Below are 16,288 nucleotides of genomic sequence, written 5' to 3' on the forward strand. Positions count from 1 at the left end.
GACAGTCATGCGTGGCAGCTTGAGCGGCGTGGCTTTCCAGATCCGGATGCGCCAGGTATCGATAAAAAGAAGATATCGAGTGCCGATATGCTCAAGTGCTGGCCGGATGAGTTGGGACGGGCGCGGAACAGGGGATACACTTGCCACCAAGCCTCTGGTGGGCTGGCCGGATGAACCAAGGAAGCGCTTCAGTGATAACTATTCAAAACGCGGCACCCAGACTTTCTTATGCAGAACTTGCCAAGATGGTTGAGCAAAAGAGGGCGGTAGAGCAGGTCAATCTGCTTGAAGCCAAATTGAATCCAGACTTCCTGGCCAAACTTGAGGCCGCGACAGAAAACGCGGATATGAAGCAGGAAGTTCAGCCGACTTTCCCTATCGAAGTTTGACCGACCTGATGCCGGGTGATACTCGGCCAGATCCGACAATATTGCTCAGTTTCAAGACAAGGACGAAGGATGCGAATTTTTACCGGTGAGTGGGCTCGATGGCTGATGGCGGCTGGTTTGGGGGGCTTGGCAATGGCGAGTAACGCGCAGGCGCAAACGACGCCTCAGGCAGCCCAGGAGATAAAGGGCTTGCTGGACTTTGTCGAGCACAGCCAGTGCCAGTTCGTGCGTAATGGCACCGAGTATCCAGCCCCCCAGGCACGGCAGCACCTGGAGAAAAAACTGAATTACCTCGAAGGCAAGAACATGGTGAGCAGCGCGGAGGACTTTATCGATCTCGCGGCCACTAAAAGCAGCATGAGTGGCAAGGCTTATGAGGTGCACTGCGCTACGGGCTCGCAGCCGGCAAGCAGCTGGTTAAAGGCAGAGTTGCAGAGGCAGCGTCAGCCTCATTGATTCAGTTTTTGGCCAGGCAAAGCCCAGCTCGTACGCTGGGCTTTTTGGTTTTTTGGAGGGCAATAAAAAGCCAGGGCTGGATATACCGTGACGGGCTACATGGATCAGAGCGGGGTGCTGCTCATAAGGTATTCCTGCTGCCCCGTTTGTTCATCCGTCTGCTCGTGGGTCACGACAAAGCCTTGTGCCAGGTAAAAGCCGCAGCTGGCCGTATTGTCCTTGTACACCGCCAGGCTCAATACGGGACGCTGTGCCCTGGCATGGGCGAGCAGTTGCTTGCCAATCCCCTTGGCCTGGAATGCAGGTGCAACAAAGAGGGCGGCCAACTGGTCGTCGTGCAGCGAATAGAAACCCCGCACTTTGGATTGTCGCTCGATGACATAGGTCTCTGACGCCGGGAGGTACAGGTTGCGCATGTTGTCGACTTGCGACTGCCAGAATGAGGCGTCGATAAAATTGTGGGCTTTCAGCGAGGCCTGCAGCCAGATGTCCAGCACGGCATCCATATCTTGCTGTTCAAATTTTCTGATCATTTCTCTTGCGCTTTTCCTGATAACGGGCTGCAGGCTAGAAGCAGGCGCTGGCCAGTTCAAGAGCCGACATATTAAAAGATGCAGGAGTGCGGCGGGGGAGGCGACCGACTGATTGAGGATCAGGCGGTCGCAGTCGGATATCAAGGCTCCACTGATGCAGTACGGATCAGTCAGGAGATGTGTGGGATTTCGTCGATGTACGCGATTCGTTCGCCGTTGTGGAAGATTTCTACTGCGGTGTAGAGCGTGGCGTTGGGCGGCAGCACCCGGGTGAACCTGACTTGCGTGCAGGTGATTGTCTGAATCCATTGCCCTGGCCTTTGGTACAGGTGCAGATCCAGCAGGAGTATTGCCGGGTTGATACCCTGCGGGACTCGTACCATCAGAAAGGCCTTGATCCCTGGGTTGGCGACTTCAACGTCTCCGACGACATGAAGTTCGTCCGGTTTGGGTGGCATGGTGTCCAGCCAGGCATGCCAGTTCGTGCAGTTCGTGATCATTTTTCCGTTCCTTGAGAAATGAAGCCCGAAGCTTGAGGTACTGCGGTTTCGCATGGCGCTTCGTGTGCCATCGAATCGTATGTCGGCTGCCCAATCCTCCATATCCAAGAGCGGCGCTGAAGAGGTCGGATGAATACGACCGGAAGTCCATGGTTAAAGGTGTAGATGAGGAACGGGACAGGGCACCACGGTCTGGACGAGCGGTACCCATTGGCTGTGCCCGGGCCGTCATTTTCCCCTGACTTTTGGCGCATATCGAACGTGATCTTTATTCGTTTGCGTGTCCTTATAGGCCGCTGAAGCACTGGCGTTTTGCCGCGCTCACAAGGAGGTTCCCAGTGATAGCAAAGCTGTTTGTGACGATCGGGATTATCTTCTACGCCGTTGTGGTGCCGGTGCTGGAGATCAATGAGACTCATGTTTTCAACCCGGCCTGGGAGCCGCATGCACGGTTGCATGAGGTCTGGCAGCTGTTCACCAATACGACGATCGGTGCATTCAGCCTGTGGCTGGTGTGGTTGAAGAGCAACCTTCGCCTGTCCAGCCTGCTGACGGTGTTCGTCACGGGTGGCTTCTTGCTGGCTTACGGGCTTCGGCAGTCTTACGGTGGGTCGATGGTGCTCACCGATGGCTCGGAGAAGTTGATCCTGGGCATCAACCTGGGGCTCTTTGCCTACACCCTGGCGATCCTGCTGGCGGCGATCGCGGTTGCGATCGACCGGCGCCAACCAAGGGCGCGACTCTGAGTCAGAGCGGTTCTGTAGAAGCAAGAAAGCAGAAGCCCGGACATGGCCGGGCCTCATTGGATGGGTGCCTGTTCAGCGCGAAGAATAGGGCTTGCCTTCACGCCCCGCGTTTTCTACCGACAACCTGCGTCTACGCCTTTGAACCCAGTTCCAGAGTGCGTGCACAGGATGAATGAACATTGCCAGCACGCACAGCAGCAGGACAATGAAGATGGACATCAGACCGAGACCTTCATGGGAAAACATCGTGGGTTACTCCTGTAGTTCACTTTGTCGGTCCCGCAAGGGTAGGCACTCAGACGCTTCGCTTCATGAAGGTTACTTAAAGATAGTTTCATCTGTGCCCGAGCCATGAGGGCAGAAGAGGGCGCCGCCGGGCAGAGACAGGTACGAAAAAGCCCGGCGCTGGGCCGGGCTTTTCATGCGGGGCGATGCTGACCAACCGAGGGTATTGAAACCGATTCAGCTGGAGAGCATGAGGCTGGGTCTATCGATCATTCTTGCTCGAGGAGACGCTGGCGTTGCCCAGGCCTTTCGAGTTGTGGTCCCCGGGCGTGGTGTCCGAGATCGCAGTGGCTTTTGACAGTCCGCGGGTATCTTTGGAATGAGCCACGCCGGAAGTGGTCGAGCCATGGCCGTTGCTGTCATTACGAATGCTGCCGTAATGGTTGCCATTTTCTCCAAGATTGCGAACCGATTTGCCGGCTGGGTCGCTTTTCAGGCCGCCGTTATGACCCTTGCTGCTGACCCCTCCCGAGTGACCACCTGCCTGGCCACCATGACCACCACTGTTACCACCGCCATGCCCCCCGCCGTTGCCACCACCATTTCCCCCACCATGGCCACCACCGTCCTTGGCATAAGCGGACGTCATGGGGAGCAGAGGAGCCGCTGCCAGCATCAGTACACAGGTCACGGCAGTCACGAGATTTTTTTTCTTTAAAAGCATGATTGCTTCCATAGATAGGGAGAGGTTTGCATGAACTAAGACGCAATCGGCTGTCTATAGTTCGGGTGTCATGACGAATGGCACCACGGCTGGATTCATGCAGAGGACTGCAGAGATGACGACTCGTTCGGTTGTAGCTGTTTTAGCAAGCGCCGCGTTTTTATTCGGCTCGACTGCCTTGTATGCGGACCCAGGGAACGGCAAGGGCAACCCCCATGGCAATCAGGGCGGACATGGCAATAAAGGCAACAAATCCCAGGACTACAAGCAGGGCGGGAGGTATGACGGCCCTCAAGTCGATGTCGGCGGTGTTCGCGTGATCATTGGCGACAGTCGTGACTACTGGTCACCCGGGCCGGCCCTGCCGCCGGGCATCCAGAAAAACCTGGCCCGAGGCAAGCCACTGCCGCCGGGCATCGCGAAAAAACTCGATGGCCGGATGCTAGGCCGCCTACCGCACTATGACGGCTATGAGTGGCAACAGGCCGGCACTGATTTGATCCTGGTCGCCATCGCGACAGGCATCATCTACGAAGTCCTGCACGACGCCCTGGACTGATTCCGGGCCGGTCCACCAGCAAGCCCGGTGCAAGACCGGGCTTTTTGCCTGACATGCGGCGTCCGGCACTCCCCCAACATCCTGATGCTGGTTCGATTCCAGTGCCCCCTGTTTTCGTTGGCTCAAGTACGGATAACCGCCTTGGCGGAGATTTTGCCGAGCCTCCTCTTCAGCAACATTCCAGCGCGATCTGATAATTGAGTGGAGCGTTTCGGAAGTGTCCTAGGGACGCCGATTTGGCTCCGTTCTAAGGTTTCAGCGTTCGCCGTGTGCGCTTTTTTGACGGGTACCGACTATCGAGCCGGCTGCGTTTCGTCCATTGAAAAAGTGCATGGCGACAGGCAGGAAGAGTGGCCTGGGTGGCTGCTCCGGACTGAACCGATCGCATGTTTGCATTCAATTAAAGGAATAAATAATGCCCACTCAAAATGTTGGTAAGTTCTTTGATTTTCGCGCCAGGGTTACCGCTCCCACATGGACGATCGATCCTGATAATGGCCTGGGGGCGAGTGGTGTTCCCGGCGCTTCACGTCGGCGCTCCAGCGGCATGGAGCGGGTGGTCGAACTGGGTACATCGAGCCTTGATGTGCTTCAGGCGGGTGGCAGCCTTCCGCAGTTTTTCAGCGTCGAGCTGAACGAAGACAGGCTCAAGGGGGCGAGCAAGGTCCAGGTCTACTTTGATGGCATCACCAGTGATGGTGTGATCTTGATGAATGACTATGAAGAGGCCGGCTCCGCACGCAATGTGGGCGTTCAACTGCTGGACAGCGAGGGAAAAGTCGTGCTTCTGGGCCATGAAGGGCGTGCCGAATACCCGGTGGCACCGGGTTTCAGGCTGTCCTTCGCGGCAAGGTTGGTCAGCGCCAACGGGCCAGTGGAAGCCGGTGAGTTTTCCTCGTTTTCGGAGTGCGTGATCCTGTATGCCTGATGGCGGGCAAGCGGTTCACGCAGGCGTAGTCATGCGAAAAGAAGGGCGGTGGCGCTTTTTTGCTGGCGCCAACAAGGTGACGAATCGGCCATTGCCAGAAAAAACATGTGGTTATTTAAGGGCTTAGAAAATATTTAGGGTAAAAATAACCTCAAAATATATTGTTACATGTTCTTCGGGACGTTAAGATAGCCCCGCGTTCACCTACCACGGTTTATGCATTTTTAGCCCCAAGTGTCCATCAGCTACTTGGGCTTTTTTTTGCCTGGAATTTGCCTTCGGCGGGCCTTCCCGCCACTCGATGCCACTTTGGCTCCTTCCTCAAGGGCCTCCTGCAAGGCAAAAAAAAGCCCGCGGGGAGCGGGCCAATAGTTGAATGAGCAGGGTGGAATCTACCCGCCTGGCGCTCGGCTCACAGTGAAAGAAATTTCATCTGGCCATGCCCACCTGCAATCGCCGCCAATTCTGGCCAGCGCTGCTTAATAGCCGCCACCCATGTCTCCCGTGTCGCTGCCTGGAGCCCTGGCTTTCTGCTGGGCGTGGCTCCATTCGGCGCAGGTGAGGAAGCTTTTGTGATCGACTTTGCCGTTGCCGTCGAAGCTGACATTGAACGGCTGTTTATGACCGGCCTGGGTCAACACATAGTCGAAGCAGGTGCCGAGTTCCACGGTACGAGGGGTGACGGACACAGGTTCGCCGCCGATCTGCCGGACTTGTTCCTGGGTCATGCCGGTCTCGACCTTCGCCACCAGCGGCTGATTGCGGTAGACATGAGCGTCGCTGGTGCAGCCGGCGACGGCTGACAGCAGAGCGGTCATGACGATAAGTGTTTTGTTCATGGCAGGGCTCCCGATGGTAGGTGTCATGAAGAGACACCTGGGTGCATCAGTTGAAGTAAAGCCGAGCGACGAGGGCTGCGGGTCGTATTCGCGAAAGACGGGACGCGGGGAGGGCAGATAGACAAAAAGCCCGCATGGGCGGGCTTTTTGCAGAGGGGGAGCTGATCCGTCAGCTGCAGCCAGTGTGCGCTTGCGCTATGGCCCTAGCAACGACAGGGCGACGAAACGCAGGCCTGGGTATGGGCTGATAACGCAGTTCATGATTCGGCTCTGGCAGACCTGTCAAAACGCCATAAGCACGGCAGAAAACGCTGTTTGATCGATTACCATTCGTCAGCTGTTTTGCACCCTGCATGAGAATGGCCCTCTCATTGAAAGACATTCCATCGTGGTCGGGAGGTATCCATGAGTACGAACAGGCCAACGGGCCCGCGTTCATCCGAGCACGCTTCCGGCAAGGACGAACTGGGCTTCGACCCTGACTCTCCGGATCTGGCCGATCCGCAGGTGGACCCCATAGGTCCGGCGAAAGCGCCCAGGGACAACAGGCCGGAGAAAGAACCCAAGTCCCGGGCGTATGACCCTCTGGGAAACCTGAAGCCCAAGTGAAAGACCGGCAGCGCGTTCCCGCCCGGTGGCGATGGATGGAACCCCCACCCGCGCGGACCGGGTGTAAGGTGTTCGCGACAACCTCGGCCGATCTCTACCGAAAGGGAGGCGATTATGAGCGTTCCAATGCTGAACAAGATGCACATGAACGGCTATGACGTGGTCAGCGTCAACAGCGGCCCCTGGCGGGTCTGCACCAAGGGCGACCGTCTTGGCTCCTTTGGCACCCGGGAGGAGGCCCTGGCCTACGCGGCAGCCTTGCCGGCCTACAAGGCGAAGGCCAAGAAGGCTGCGCGAGGGGCCAATACCCGATAACCCCATCCACGACCCTGCCCGGCAGCCTGGCTTGTTCCCTGGCTGTCGGGTTTTCTTTTGCCCTCAGGCCGGCGACTGGGCCTGGGCGGATTTCCAGCCCTTGAGCTCCTCTGCGATGAAGTGTTGCACCAGGTCGCTGTAGAGCTTTTCGATGGCGTCGGCGCTCAGACCCTCGGCCTGGGCCCATTCCCGGCGTTGCAGGAGCATGGCGCGAAAGCGCTCGGGGGCGCGTACGGCAGTTTCCGAGGTCTTGAATTTCGACGCGGCCAAGACGTACCGGAAACGTTCGCCCAGCAGCTTGATGACAGCCTGGTCGAGGCGATCGATCTCGCGGCGGATATCCTCCATGCCTGCGCATTGTTCGGGGGCTCGCGACTGAATGACATCCATGTGAATACTCCAGGTGGGAAAGGATCGGCGGTTATCCGCTGGCGGATTTAATCACGGACAGGCTCGCCCTTGGCATCGCCTTGCAGGCCGCTGCGGCAACCGCGTCCGGCATGCTCTCCATGGCCACCCGCGGAGGGTCTGTTACCATCGCGTTTTTTTGCGACCCCGCCCGGGTTCAGGGCAGGGTCGCGCCGGTCAAAGGAGAATGCCGTGATTATCACTACCACCCACGCGATCGCGGGGCGAGAGATCGCCGAGTACCTGGATATCGTAAGCGCCGAGTCCGTGCAGGGGATCAACGTCGTGCGGGATGTCTTCGCCGGGATGCGCGATTTTTTCGGTGGGCGTTCCCAGACCCTGGAGCGGGCGCTGAAAGAAGCCCGGGTGCAGGCGACCGACGAGATCAAGGAGCGCGCCCGCGATCTGCGCGCGGATGCGGTGCTCGGCCTGGACTATGAGATCAGCATGCCCAGCGGCCGTGGCGGCATGGTGGTGGTGTTTGTCACCGGCACCGCTGTCAGGCTCAAGTAAGCGACGGCTACCCGCATCGCGCAGCCCCGCCCGTGTGCGGGGCTTTTTTATGCCTGGCATGCTCCGCCAAGCCGCTGCCCGGCCCTTGGCGATCGCCCATAAAAAAGACCCACCGGGGGAGCGGTGGGCCAGTCGGGAGTCTTCAATAAGCGTGAGCCACTTTAGCGAAGCCTTGGCGGGTTCACAGTGAAAGAAATTTCATCATTGCCGGCGAGTGGCCGCAGCTCCCGGTTGTCCATGGTTTCAGGCGCGGCGGCTGGCGGCATTGAGCCGGCGGCACTCGCGCACGGCGTCCTCTTGCAGGTCGTAGCCATCGCCGATGAAACCATCGGTGCGGGTGTCGGCGATGCGGTACCAGTGGGCGGCGATCGGCGCGCCGTGGGCGGCTTCCCCGGCGCGTCGACCCTGGATGATGATCTTGTTGCAGCGCTTTACGACAAAAATGTCTTCCATGGCGCTTCCCTGGTTGATAGCTGCTCAGAGCAACTATAGAAGCAACTTTGAAATTCGTGCAAAAGCCTGTTCATTGGTTTTCCTCGTCCAGTCTCCAGCCGGCTGGCGTCCATTGCAGCCGGTGGCTGGGCGCCATGGCGGCGAGGAACTCGCGGTCGTGGGACACCACCAGCATCGCGCCGGGGAAATCGCGCAGGGCGCTTTCGAAGGCTTCCACCGATTCCAGGTCCAGGTGGTTGGTCGGCTCGTCCAGAAGCAGCAGCTTGGCCGGTGTGTCGCGCCACAGGGCAATCGCCAGCGCGGCTTTGAGCCGTTCGCCGCCGCTGAGCCGGCCACAGGGCTGGGTCACGCGCTGGGCGTCGAGTTGCAGCAAGGCCAGGCGGCTGCGCAGCAGGCCTTCCTGCAGTGGCCGGTCGAGGGCTCCCAGGTGGTCGAGGATCGAACGCTCGGGATCGAGCAGCGACAGGCGCTGGTCAAGGCAGGCGCTGGCCACCCGCACTTCGCATTGGCCGCTCAAGGGCTGGATCTCGCCGGCGAGCATCTTCAGCAGCGTGGACTTTCCGCAGCCGTTGGGCCCGCTGACTGCGATGCGCACGGGCCCGGTGACGGTCAGGTCGAGGTAGCTGGCAGCGGCCTCGGGCGGCAGCCAGGGCAGTTGTGCTCGGGTCAGGCAGAACACCTGTTGTCCCTGGGGCACCGCGGTGCCGGGCAGCGTCACCAGGGTTGGCGTCCGCGGTACCAGCCGCGCGTAGGCGTCGCGGACCTGCTGATCGAGACTGTCCTTGTGGCCCTGCTGGCGGTTGCGTACATGGCCCATGATGTCCCGGGCGGCGCCCTTTATCTTCATCCGTTCAAAGCTGGCTATGTTGGCAGTGTCGGCATAACGTCGGGCGCCGGCGGCGTGGCGCTGGATAGTGTCGTGCTCGCGCTGCAGGCGCTTTTGTTCGCGACTGCGTTCGGTTCGGGCGTGTTCCAGGGCAGCCCGCGCTGCGCCGTGCTCGGCTTCGCGTTGGGCGCGGAACGCCGCGTAGTTGCCGCCGTAGATTCGCGCGCCCTGGGGCGTGAGTTCGACGATGCGCTGCATCTGCGCCAACAACTGGCGGTCATGGCTGATCAGCAGCAGTCCGCCGCGCCACTGTTGAAGCTGCGTCAGCAGCCACTGGCGACCGGGCTCGTCGAGGTGGTTGCTCGGTTCGTCGAGTATCAGCAGTTGGGCATCGCTGAGCAGGGCGCCGATCACCGCGATACGCGCGCGTTGCCCACCGCTGAGACTGGCGGCCGGATCGTCGGGGCCCACCGTGCCGAGACCGGCCTCGTCCAGCAGGCGGCGCAGGCGTTCGCCAAGGTCCCAGCGCTCATCTGCCTGCGCCAGGTCGGCCATCGAGGCCTGGCCCGCGGCGAGGCGCCCGAGGGCGGCCAGGGCCTCAGCGATACCGGCGACCTGGGCGACGCTCTGGCCCTCCTGCGCCAGATGCTCCTGGGCCACATAGGCCACGCGGGCGAAGCGCGTGACGCTGCCCGAGGACGGTGAAAGTTCGCCGGCGATCAGGCGCGCGAGCACGCTCTTGCCGGTGCCATTGCGCCCGACTATGCCGGTGGGCAAGGCATCGAATGTCAGGTCGAGCGAATCGAACAGGGTTTCGCCATGGGCGAACTGGAAGGTCAGCTGGTTCAGGGAAACCAGCGCAGGCAGCCGTGTGACGTGAGTCATCAGCACCTCCGGAAAATGTCGAAAAAGGCCAACAAGCGCTGCAAGGCGGCTTGTCGCGAATACATTTCTGGAAGGCTTAGTTGTTCACGTCGGCAATCGTCCGGTGACGGGGAAGGGCGGCTAGCCTAACGCGCCAGCGTCCCGGATGACAACCCGGCGGTACCCGGGCGGCTATTGCGAAAAGCCTCAGGCCTGCTGCGTCAGGCGCTCGAGAAACATCCTCAGGCCGACTTCCTCGGCCCGCAGCCCTTTGCGTTTGCGCGGCCTCGGCAGGGCGGCCAGATGCCCCTGCACGAAGCCCTCGAGCAGCGCTGGATGGATGTAGCACTTGCGGCACACGGCGGGGGTATTGCCCAGTTGCCGGGCGACGTCCTTGACCATCTCGACGATGTGCTTTTTCGCATCGGCTTCGGGTTCCCAGCGCAGCTCGCGCAGCACCGCCAGGGCCAGGGTGCTGCCGGCCCAGGTGCGGTAGTCCTTGGCCGTGAAATCGGCACCGGTCAGCTCCTGCAGGTAGGCGTTGACGTTGGAGGAGCTGACGCTGTGGCGCTCGCCGTTCTCGTCGAGGTACTGGAACAGGTTCTGTCCGGGCAGCTCCAGGCAGCGCTTGAGGATCCGCGCCAGGCGCGGGTCCTTGACGCTGATCTGGTGTTCGATGCCGCTCTTGCCGCGGAACTGGAAGAGGATCGAGCTGCCTTTGATTGCCACGTGCCGGTTGCGCAGGGTGGTCAGGCCGTAGGAGCGGTTGTCGCGGGCGTACTGGCTGTTGCCGACACGAATCAGCGTGGCGTCGAGCAGGCTGATGACCGTGGCCATGACCTTGTCGCGGCTGAAGCCGGGCGTGGCCAGCAGGGCTTCCAGTCGCTGGCGCAGGCGCGGCAGGGCGCTGCCGAATTCCAGCAGGCGCGAGTACTTGTCGGCGTCGCGCACTTCCCGCCAGCGCGGGTGGTAACGGTACTGCTTGCGCCCGCGAGCGTCGCGGCCGGTGGCTTGCAGGTGACCGCGCGGGTCGGCGCAGATCCACACCTGGGTATAGGCCGGCGGCACGGCCAGGGCGTTGATCCGCTGGATCTCGTCGGGCGCCCGGATACGCTGGCCTTGCGGGTCGAAATAGACGAACGTGCCGCGCACTTTCTTGCGGCTGATCCCCGGCTGCGTGTCGTCGACGTAATGCAGGTCCGTTGGCAGGTCTTGGTGCAGTGGGCTGTCGGGCATGGCGGAATCCTTGGCAATCAATCGATCAGGCCTGTCTGGCGATTGACCGCGGCGCGGCACAGGGGTGCCAACCCATTTGCCGGGGACTCAGGCGAGCACGGCCACCGCCTTGATCTGGGCCCAGAGTTGCTGGCCCGGGTGCAGCTCCAGCTGGTCGCGGGAATAGCGGGTGATCCGTGCCAGCAGCGGGTTGCCGGCGACATCCAGGCGCACCAGGACATGCGCGGTGTTGTCGGCGGGGATTTCGCCGCTGACCGTCACCGGCAGGCGGTTGAGGATGCTGCTGTGCTCGCCCGCTTGCAGGCTGAGGCTGACGTCCCGCGCCTGGACCTTGAAGCGCAAGTGCTTGCCGATGGCCATCGGCGCATGGGCGACCCGCACCCGCAGCTGGCTGCCGGGCAGTTGCAGGGCGAGCAACTGGTAACCGGCGTCGTAGTGGCTGACCTGGCCTTCGATCACTACCCCGGCGTCGTCGCCCAGGGCCAGGGGTAGGTCGAGACGGGCCAGGGTTTCGCCGATCGGCCCGCTGGCCAGGGCGCGGCCGTTCTCCAGCAGGACGATATGGTCGGCCAGGCGCGCCACTTCATCCTGCGAGTGACTGACGTACAGCACCGGGATTTCCAGCTCGTCATGCAGGCGTTCGAGGTACGGCAGGATCTCGCCTTTGCGTTTGCTGTCGAGGGCCGCCAAGGGTTCGTCCATCAGCAGCAGCCGCGGGCTGGTGAGCAGCGCGCGGGCAATGCCGACACGCTGGCGTTCGCCGCCGGACAGGTTGTGCGGGTGGCGCCGCAGCAGGTGGCCGATGCCCAGCAACTCGCTGGCCTGGGCCATGTCCACACGACGCTGCGCGCGTGGGATGCGTTTGAGGCCGAACTCCAGGTTGGCCTGCACTGACAGGTGGGCGAACAGGCTGGCTTCCTGGAACACATAACCCAGGGAGCGCTTGTGCGGCGCCACGAACAGTTGGCGCTGGCTGTCCTGCCAGACTTCGTCGTTGATCCGCACCAGGCCCTGTTCGGCCTGTTCCAGGCCGGCGATGCAACGCAGGCAGGTGGTCTTGCCGGAGCCGGAGTGCCCGTACAGCGCGGTGACGCCACGGCCTGGCAGCTGCAGGTCGAGGTCGAGGCTGAAATCTTTATAGGTGCGCTTGAGGCGCACATGGATCGATGCACTCACGACTCAACTCCAGCCAGCGCGGGGTTTGCGGCTGGCGTACAGCGCCAGCAACACCAGGAACGAGAACACCAGCATGGCACCGGCCAGCCAGTGGGCCTGGGCGTATTCCAGGGCTTCGACGTGGTCGTAGATCTGCACCGAGACCACCCGGGTCTTCTCGGGAATATTGCCGCCGATCATCAGCACCACGCCGAACTCGCCGACGGTGTGGGCGAACCCGAGAATGGCCGCGGTGATGAAGCCGGGCCTGGCCAGCGGCAGGATCACGCTGAAGAAGGTGTCCCAGGGATTGGCGCGCAAGGTCGCCGCCACTTCCAGCGGACGGCTGCCGATCGCGGTAAAGGCGTTCTGCAGCGGCTGCACGACAAAGGGCATGGAATAGATCACCGAGCCGATCACCAGGCCGCTGAAACTGAAGGTCAGGGTGCCCAGGCCGAGGGCCTGGGTGAGCTGGCCGATGGAGCCGTTGGGGCCGAGGGCGAGCAGCAGGTAAAAGCCGATCACCGTCGGCGGCAGGACCAGGGGCAGGGCGACGATGGCGCCGATCGGCCCCCGCAGCCACGAGCGCGTGCGCGACAGCCATAACGCAATCGGCGTACCGACGATCAGCAGGATCAGGGTTGTCAGCGACGCCAGTTGCAGGGTCAGCCAGATGGCGGAAAAGTCGGCACTCGATAGCGGCATTTAGCGTTGGTAACCGTAGGACTGGATGATGGCAGCGGCTTTCGGTCCCTTGAGGTAGTCAACCAGGGCCTTGGCCGCCGGGTTGTCCTTGCCTTTGTCGAGGATCACCGCGTCTTGTTTGATCGGGTCGTGCATCTCGGCCGGGACTATCCAGGCCGAGCCGCTGCTGACTTTGCCGTCTTTGTAGATCTGCGACAAGGCGACAAAGCCCAGTTCGGCGTTGCCGGTGGAGACGAACTGATAGGCCTGGGTGATGTTCTGGCCTTCGACGAGCTTGCCCTTGACCTGCTCGCTCAGGCCCAGCCTGGCCAATACCTGGGTGGCGGCCAGGCCGTAAGGCGCGGCTTTCGGGTTGGCGATGGACAGGTGCTGGTACTGGTTGGCCTTGAGCACCTGGCCCTGGCTGTCGACGTAGCCAGCCTTGGCCGACCACAGCGCCAGGGTGCCGATGGCGTAGGTGAAGCGCGAGCCTTTGACGGTGGCGCCTTCGCTGTCGAGTTTTTCCGGGGTGCTGTCGTCGGCGGCGAGGAACACTTCGAACGGCGCACCGTTCTTGATCTGGGTATAGAACTGCCCGGTAGCGCCATAGGCGGCCACCAGCTTGTGCCCGGTGTCTTTCTCGAAGTCGGCGGCGATGGCCTGGATTGGCGCGGTGAAGTTGGCGGCGACCGCCACCTGCACTTCAGCGGCCTGGGCCGGGCCCAAAGCGCAGGCGGCGAGCAAGGCGGCAAGGCAGGTCGGGGCAAAACCTGAGAGACGACGGTTCATGAACAGCTCCATTGGCGAAGGGACGTTGAGCGGTTGGCGGTATTGGAAATGGACGGCACCGGGGGTGGGTGAAACGCTGTATACGGAAATATATAGCGAATCGCCAGCGAACGGAACTGCAAAGGTCGCGCGGCCTTGAGGGCAAATGGAGGTTTTGCGCAAAACGCCGCGACCGCAGTCGCGGCGTGCCGGGTTTAGCGGCCGGTCAGCTTGGCCAGGGCCTGGGCGGCCAGGGTGCGGGTCAGTTCCGCGGTCGGTAGTTCGACCCCGAGGCGCAATGCCTGGCCGGACCAGAGGCTGGCGAAGTCGGCGTCGTCCTTGGCGCGCAGCGGCATCAGCGCGCCACCGGCGAGGGGGAAGGCCGGCGCCAGGGGGCTGATCGGGCCGATGTCGCGCATCACCCGGTTGAGAATGCCCCGCGCCGGGCGCCCGGTGAACAGGTTGGTCAGGGCGGTTTCGCTCTCCTTGGCGGTACGCAGGGCCTTGTGGTGGGCGGCACTGACCTTGGCTTCCGGGGTGAACAGGTAGGCGGTGCCCAGTTGCACCGCCGAGGCACCGAGGGCAAAGGCCGCGACTATGCCGCGGGCGTCGCCGATCCCGCCGGCGGCGATCACCGGCACCCGCACCGCATCGACGATCTGCGGCACCAGGGCCATGGTGCCGACCTGGCTGTTGAGGTCTTCGCTGAGGAAGATCGCCCGATGGCCGCCGGCCTCGTAGCCCATGGCGATGATCGCATCGCAGCCGTGCTGTTCCAGCCAGACGGCTTCATCGACAGTGCTGGCCGACGACAGGATCTTCGCCCCGGTGGCCTTGACCCGCGCGAGCAGGGCCGGCTCCGGCAGGCCGAAGTGGAAGCTGACGATTTCCGGGCGCAGTTCTTCCACCAGTTCGCAACTGACGGTGTCGAAGGGCGCGCGGCTGCTGACCGGGGTCGGCGCATCGAAATCGACGCCGAGCTCGCGGTAGTAGGGTTCCAGGGTATTTTTCCAGCGGGTTTCCCGTTCCGGGTCGGGTGTCGGGTTCTGGTGGCAGAAGAAATTCAGGTTCAGCGGCGCGCGGGTCGCCTGGCGGATGCTCTGGACATCCTGGCGGATCTGCTCGGCCGTCAGCATGGCGCAGGGCAGGGAACCCAGGCCTCCCGCCTGGGCGGCGGCGATCACCATGGCGGTAGTGGTCGCGCCGGCCATCGGCGCCTGGATGATCGGCAGCTCGATGCCCAGCAGGTCGAGAATACGGGTGTCAGGCCATTGGCTCATGTTGAATGATTCTCCGACGTCAAAAAAAGAAGGACGGCACCCGGGGTTTGTATCAGGTGACAGGCGATCAAGGCCAGTCGACTTTGGCCGCTACCCGGGTTGCCAGTGATAACGCTATCGCGGGCAAGCCTCGCTCCTACAGACAGGACAGGGCGCGAGCGTCCTACGACGAAAAGAGCGTGGATTTTTTGCGCCCGGGCTGGGAAGGTGGCGACTTTGTAACCTGAAACTCAAGTTCACGGCCCGGCCATGGGCCTGGTGGGAGGCAGTGATGTTCAAGGGTATCTTGATCGAGAAAGACGACGTCGGTTATCGCGCGGCGCTGCGTGATATTGGCGAAGAGCAGCTGCCCGAGGGCAACGTGACGGTGCGGGTGGCCTACAGCACCCTGAACTTCAAGGACGGCCTGGCCATCACCGGCAGCAGCCCGGTGGTGCGCAAGTTTCCCATGGTGCCGGGGATCGATCTGGCAGGCATTGTCGAGTCCAGCAGCCACCCGGACTATCAGCCCGGCGACTCGGTGTTGCTCAACGGTTGGGGCGTGGGCGAAGGACATTGGGGCGGCCTGGCGCAGAAGGCACGGCTGGACGGCGACTGGCTGATTCCCTTGCCCCAGGCGTTCAGCGCGGCCGAGGCCATGGCCATCGGCACCGCCGGGTACACGGCGATGCTCAGTATCCTGGCGCTGGAGCGCCACGGCCTGACCCCGGACCAGGGCGAGGTGCTGGTCACCGGGGCCAATGGCGGGCTCGGCAGCTTTGCCATAGCCTTGCTGGCCCGGCTGGGTTATCGGGTGGTGGCGTCCACGGGGCGCATTGCCGAGCAGGACTACCTCAGGCGCCTGGGCGCCAGCGAGGTCATCGACCGCGCCAGCCTGTCCGCGCCGGGCAAGCCGTTGGCCAAGGAGCGTTGGGCGGCGGTGATCGACTCGGTGGGCAGCCATACCCTGGCCAATGCCTGCGCCAGCACCAAGGCCAACGGCACCGTGGCCGCCTGCGGGCTGGCCCAGGGCATGGACTTCCCGGCGTCGGTGGCGCCCTTCATCCTGCGGGGCGTGACCCTGGCCGGGATCAACAGCGTGACCCAGCCCAAGGCCCGGCGGATCGAGGCCTGGCAGCGCCTGACCCGCGATCTGGACCCGGCCCTGCTGCCGTTGATCAGCCATGAGATCGGCCTCAGTGAAGCCATCGCCGCCGCGTCGCGCCTGTTGGCCGGCGAGCTGCGCGGGCGCGTGGTGGTGGATGTGAATCGCTGATACCGTGCGCGCCGGTCACCCAG

General features: G+C 62.4%; 21 protein-coding genes. 9 read left to right on the top strand and 12 right to left on the bottom strand.

Going from position 1 to position 16,288, the window contains the following annotated elements; translation table 11 throughout:
* The first annotated feature begins 191 nt into the window (after nt 1–191).
* Together PMI20_RS13720 and PMI20_RS13725 are read left to right on the top strand one after the other, a co-directional pair.
* Nucleotides 192–389 (top strand): hypothetical protein, encoded by a 198-nt coding sequence (locus PMI20_RS13720; RefSeq protein WP_177323776.1) that lies wholly within the window; start codon nt 192–194, stop codon nt 387–389.
* A 69-nt stretch (nt 390–458) separates the two neighbouring features.
* A complete protein-coding gene (locus tag PMI20_RS13725; protein WP_007921694.1) occupies nt 459–845 on the top strand; it encodes a YfeK family protein in 387 nt (128 codons plus the stop codon).
* 104 nt (nt 846–949) lie between these two features.
* Here PMI20_RS13725 and PMI20_RS13730 read toward each other — a convergent pair whose 3' ends face one another.
* The gene (locus tag PMI20_RS13730; RefSeq protein WP_037033824.1) at nt 950–1,378 is read right to left on the bottom strand and encodes an N-acetyltransferase; all 429 of its coding nucleotides are present in this window, start codon (nt 1,376–1,378) and stop codon (nt 950–952) included.
* Between the two features lie 170 nt (nt 1,379–1,548).
* Entirely contained in the window at nt 1,549–1,878 is a 330-nt protein-coding gene (locus tag PMI20_RS13735; RefSeq protein WP_007921696.1) for a hypothetical protein, read from the bottom strand.
* Between the two features lie 338 nt (nt 1,879–2,216).
* On the opposite strand from PMI20_RS13735, the gene PMI20_RS13740 reads away from it, so the two are divergent.
* Entirely contained in the window at nt 2,217–2,624 is a 408-nt protein-coding gene (locus tag PMI20_RS13740) for a hypothetical protein (RefSeq protein ID WP_007921697.1), read from the top strand.
* Between the two features lie 487 nt (nt 2,625–3,111).
* Here the strand turns inward: PMI20_RS13740 and PMI20_RS13745 are convergent, their stop codons facing one another.
* The gene (locus tag PMI20_RS13745; protein ID WP_007921699.1) at nt 3,112–3,573 is read right to left on the bottom strand and encodes a hypothetical protein; all 462 of its coding nucleotides are present in this window, start codon (nt 3,571–3,573) and stop codon (nt 3,112–3,114) included.
* A gap of 115 nt (nt 3,574–3,688) precedes the next feature.
* Here PMI20_RS13745 and PMI20_RS13750 point away from each other — a divergent pair, with 115 nt between their 5' ends.
* Together PMI20_RS13750 and PMI20_RS13755 are read left to right on the top strand one after the other, a co-directional pair.
* On the top strand, nt 3,689–4,132 hold the full coding sequence (locus PMI20_RS13750) for an anti-virulence regulator CigR family protein (protein WP_007921700.1): 444 nt from the start codon (nt 3,689–3,691) through the stop codon (nt 4,130–4,132).
* Between the two features lie 415 nt (nt 4,133–4,547).
* The gene (locus tag PMI20_RS13755) at nt 4,548–5,060 is read left to right on the top strand and encodes a fimbrial protein (protein ID WP_007921701.1); all 513 of its coding nucleotides are present in this window, start codon (nt 4,548–4,550) and stop codon (nt 5,058–5,060) included.
* 479 nt (nt 5,061–5,539) lie between these two features.
* Here the strand turns inward: PMI20_RS13755 and osmE are convergent, their stop codons facing one another.
* The gene (gene osmE, locus PMI20_RS13760) at nt 5,540–5,899 is read right to left on the bottom strand and encodes an osmotically-inducible lipoprotein OsmE (RefSeq protein WP_007921702.1); all 360 of its coding nucleotides are present in this window, start codon (nt 5,897–5,899) and stop codon (nt 5,540–5,542) included.
* 405 nt (nt 5,900–6,304) lie between these two features.
* On the opposite strand from osmE, the gene PMI20_RS13765 reads away from it, so the two are divergent.
* The gene (locus PMI20_RS13765) at nt 6,305–6,508 is read left to right on the top strand and encodes a DUF6021 family protein (protein ID WP_007921703.1); all 204 of its coding nucleotides are present in this window, start codon (nt 6,305–6,307) and stop codon (nt 6,506–6,508) included.
* Nucleotides 6,509–6,622: 114 nt separating this feature from the next.
* A complete protein-coding gene (locus tag PMI20_RS13770) occupies nt 6,623–6,823 on the top strand; it encodes a hypothetical protein (protein WP_007921704.1) in 201 nt (66 codons plus the stop codon).
* Between the two features lie 63 nt (nt 6,824–6,886).
* Here the strand turns inward: PMI20_RS13770 and PMI20_RS13775 are convergent, their stop codons facing one another.
* Nucleotides 6,887–7,213 (bottom strand): isochorismate lyase, encoded by a 327-nt coding sequence (locus PMI20_RS13775; RefSeq protein WP_007921706.1) that lies wholly within the window; start codon nt 7,211–7,213, stop codon nt 6,887–6,889.
* Between the two features lie 210 nt (nt 7,214–7,423).
* On the opposite strand from PMI20_RS13775, the gene PMI20_RS13780 reads away from it, so the two are divergent.
* Nucleotides 7,424–7,744 carry a YbjQ family protein gene (locus tag PMI20_RS13780; RefSeq protein WP_007921708.1) on the top strand — a complete coding sequence of 107 codons (321 nt, stop codon included), beginning with the start codon at nt 7,424–7,426 and terminating at the stop codon, nt 7,742–7,744.
* 243 nt (nt 7,745–7,987) lie between these two features.
* Here PMI20_RS13780 and PMI20_RS13785 read toward each other — a convergent pair whose 3' ends face one another.
* The 7 genes from PMI20_RS13785 to PMI20_RS13815 form a co-directional block, all read right to left on the bottom strand.
* Nucleotides 7,988–8,197, bottom strand: a complete 210-nt coding sequence (locus tag PMI20_RS13785; protein WP_007921709.1) for a hypothetical protein — start codon at nt 8,195–8,197, stop codon at nt 7,988–7,990.
* Between the two features lie 70 nt (nt 8,198–8,267).
* On the bottom strand, nt 8,268–9,908 hold the full coding sequence (locus PMI20_RS13790; RefSeq protein WP_007921711.1) for an ABC-F family ATP-binding cassette domain-containing protein: 1,641 nt from the start codon (nt 9,906–9,908) through the stop codon (nt 8,268–8,270).
* A gap of 186 nt (nt 9,909–10,094) precedes the next feature.
* Nucleotides 10,095–11,123, bottom strand: coding sequence for a DNA topoisomerase IB (locus tag PMI20_RS13795; RefSeq protein ID WP_007921713.1), 1,029 nt, complete (start codon nt 11,121–11,123; stop codon nt 10,095–10,097).
* An 87-nt stretch (nt 11,124–11,210) separates the two neighbouring features.
* Nucleotides 11,211–12,299 (bottom strand): molybdenum ABC transporter ATP-binding protein, encoded by a 1,089-nt coding sequence (gene modC / locus PMI20_RS13800; protein ID WP_007921715.1) that lies wholly within the window; start codon nt 12,297–12,299, stop codon nt 11,211–11,213.
* A 3-nt stretch (nt 12,300–12,302) separates the two neighbouring features.
* Complete coding sequence (gene modB, locus PMI20_RS13805; RefSeq protein WP_007921725.1) at nt 12,303–12,983, bottom strand: molybdate ABC transporter permease subunit; 681 nt, start codon at nt 12,981–12,983, stop codon at nt 12,303–12,305.
* The gene (gene modA / locus PMI20_RS13810; protein WP_007921726.1) at nt 12,984–13,751 is read right to left on the bottom strand and encodes a molybdate ABC transporter substrate-binding protein; all 768 of its coding nucleotides are present in this window, start codon (nt 13,749–13,751) and stop codon (nt 12,984–12,986) included.
* Between the two features lie 194 nt (nt 13,752–13,945).
* Nucleotides 13,946–15,010, bottom strand: coding sequence for an NAD(P)H-dependent flavin oxidoreductase (locus tag PMI20_RS13815; RefSeq protein ID WP_007921727.1), 1,065 nt, complete (start codon nt 15,008–15,010; stop codon nt 13,946–13,948).
* 271 nt (nt 15,011–15,281) lie between these two features.
* Between PMI20_RS13815 and acuI the strand changes: the two genes are divergently transcribed.
* Nucleotides 15,282–16,265 (top strand): acrylyl-CoA reductase (NADPH), encoded by a 984-nt coding sequence (acuI, locus tag PMI20_RS13820; RefSeq protein ID WP_007921728.1) that lies wholly within the window; start codon nt 15,282–15,284, stop codon nt 16,263–16,265.
* The last annotated feature ends 23 nt before the right edge of the window (nt 16,266–16,288 follow it).

The sequence above is a fragment of the Pseudomonas sp. GM17 genome, from assembly GCF_000282175.2.
GTDB lineage: Bacteria > Pseudomonadota > Gammaproteobacteria > Pseudomonadales > Pseudomonadaceae > Aquipseudomonas > Aquipseudomonas chlororaphis.

Coding starts and splice junctions, on each gene's coding strand:
- modA (WP_007921726.1), bottom strand. CDS start 13,751: ATGAACCGTCGTCTCTCAGGTTTTGCCCCGACCTGCCTTGCCGCCTTG.
- PMI20_RS13735 (WP_007921696.1), bottom strand. CDS start 1,878: ATGATCACGAACTGCACGAACTGGCATGCCTGGCTGGACACCATGCCA.
- PMI20_RS13765 (WP_007921703.1), top strand. CDS start 6,305: ATGAGTACGAACAGGCCAACGGGCCCGCGTTCATCCGAGCACGCTTCC.
- PMI20_RS13795 (WP_007921713.1), bottom strand. CDS start 11,123: ATGCCCGACAGCCCACTGCACCAAGACCTGCCAACGGACCTGCATTAC.
- PMI20_RS13725 (WP_007921694.1), top strand. CDS start 459: ATGCGAATTTTTACCGGTGAGTGGGCTCGATGGCTGATGGCGGCTGGT.
- PMI20_RS13745 (WP_007921699.1), bottom strand. CDS start 3,573: ATGCTTTTAAAGAAAAAAAATCTCGTGACTGCCGTGACCTGTGTACTG.
- acuI (WP_007921728.1), top strand. CDS start 15,282: ATGTTCAAGGGTATCTTGATCGAGAAAGACGACGTCGGTTATCGCGCG.
- PMI20_RS13785 (WP_007921709.1), bottom strand. CDS start 8,197: ATGGAAGACATTTTTGTCGTAAAGCGCTGCAACAAGATCATCATCCAG.
- PMI20_RS13730 (WP_037033824.1), bottom strand. CDS start 1,378: ATGATCAGAAAATTTGAACAGCAAGATATGGATGCCGTGCTGGACATC.
- PMI20_RS13790 (WP_007921711.1), bottom strand. CDS start 9,908: ATGACTCACGTCACACGGCTGCCTGCGCTGGTTTCCCTGAACCAGCTG.
- modB (WP_007921725.1), bottom strand. CDS start 12,983: ATGCCGCTATCGAGTGCCGACTTTTCCGCCATCTGGCTGACCCTGCAA.
- PMI20_RS13755 (WP_007921701.1), top strand. CDS start 4,548: ATGCCCACTCAAAATGTTGGTAAGTTCTTTGATTTTCGCGCCAGGGTT.
- PMI20_RS13775 (WP_007921706.1), bottom strand. CDS start 7,213: ATGGATGTCATTCAGTCGCGAGCCCCCGAACAATGCGCAGGCATGGAG.
- PMI20_RS13770 (WP_007921704.1), top strand. CDS start 6,623: ATGAGCGTTCCAATGCTGAACAAGATGCACATGAACGGCTATGACGTG.
- PMI20_RS13750 (WP_007921700.1), top strand. CDS start 3,689: ATGACGACTCGTTCGGTTGTAGCTGTTTTAGCAAGCGCCGCGTTTTTA.
- PMI20_RS13815 (WP_007921727.1), bottom strand. CDS start 15,010: ATGAGCCAATGGCCTGACACCCGTATTCTCGACCTGCTGGGCATCGAG.
- osmE (WP_007921702.1), bottom strand. CDS start 5,899: ATGAACAAAACACTTATCGTCATGACCGCTCTGCTGTCAGCCGTCGCC.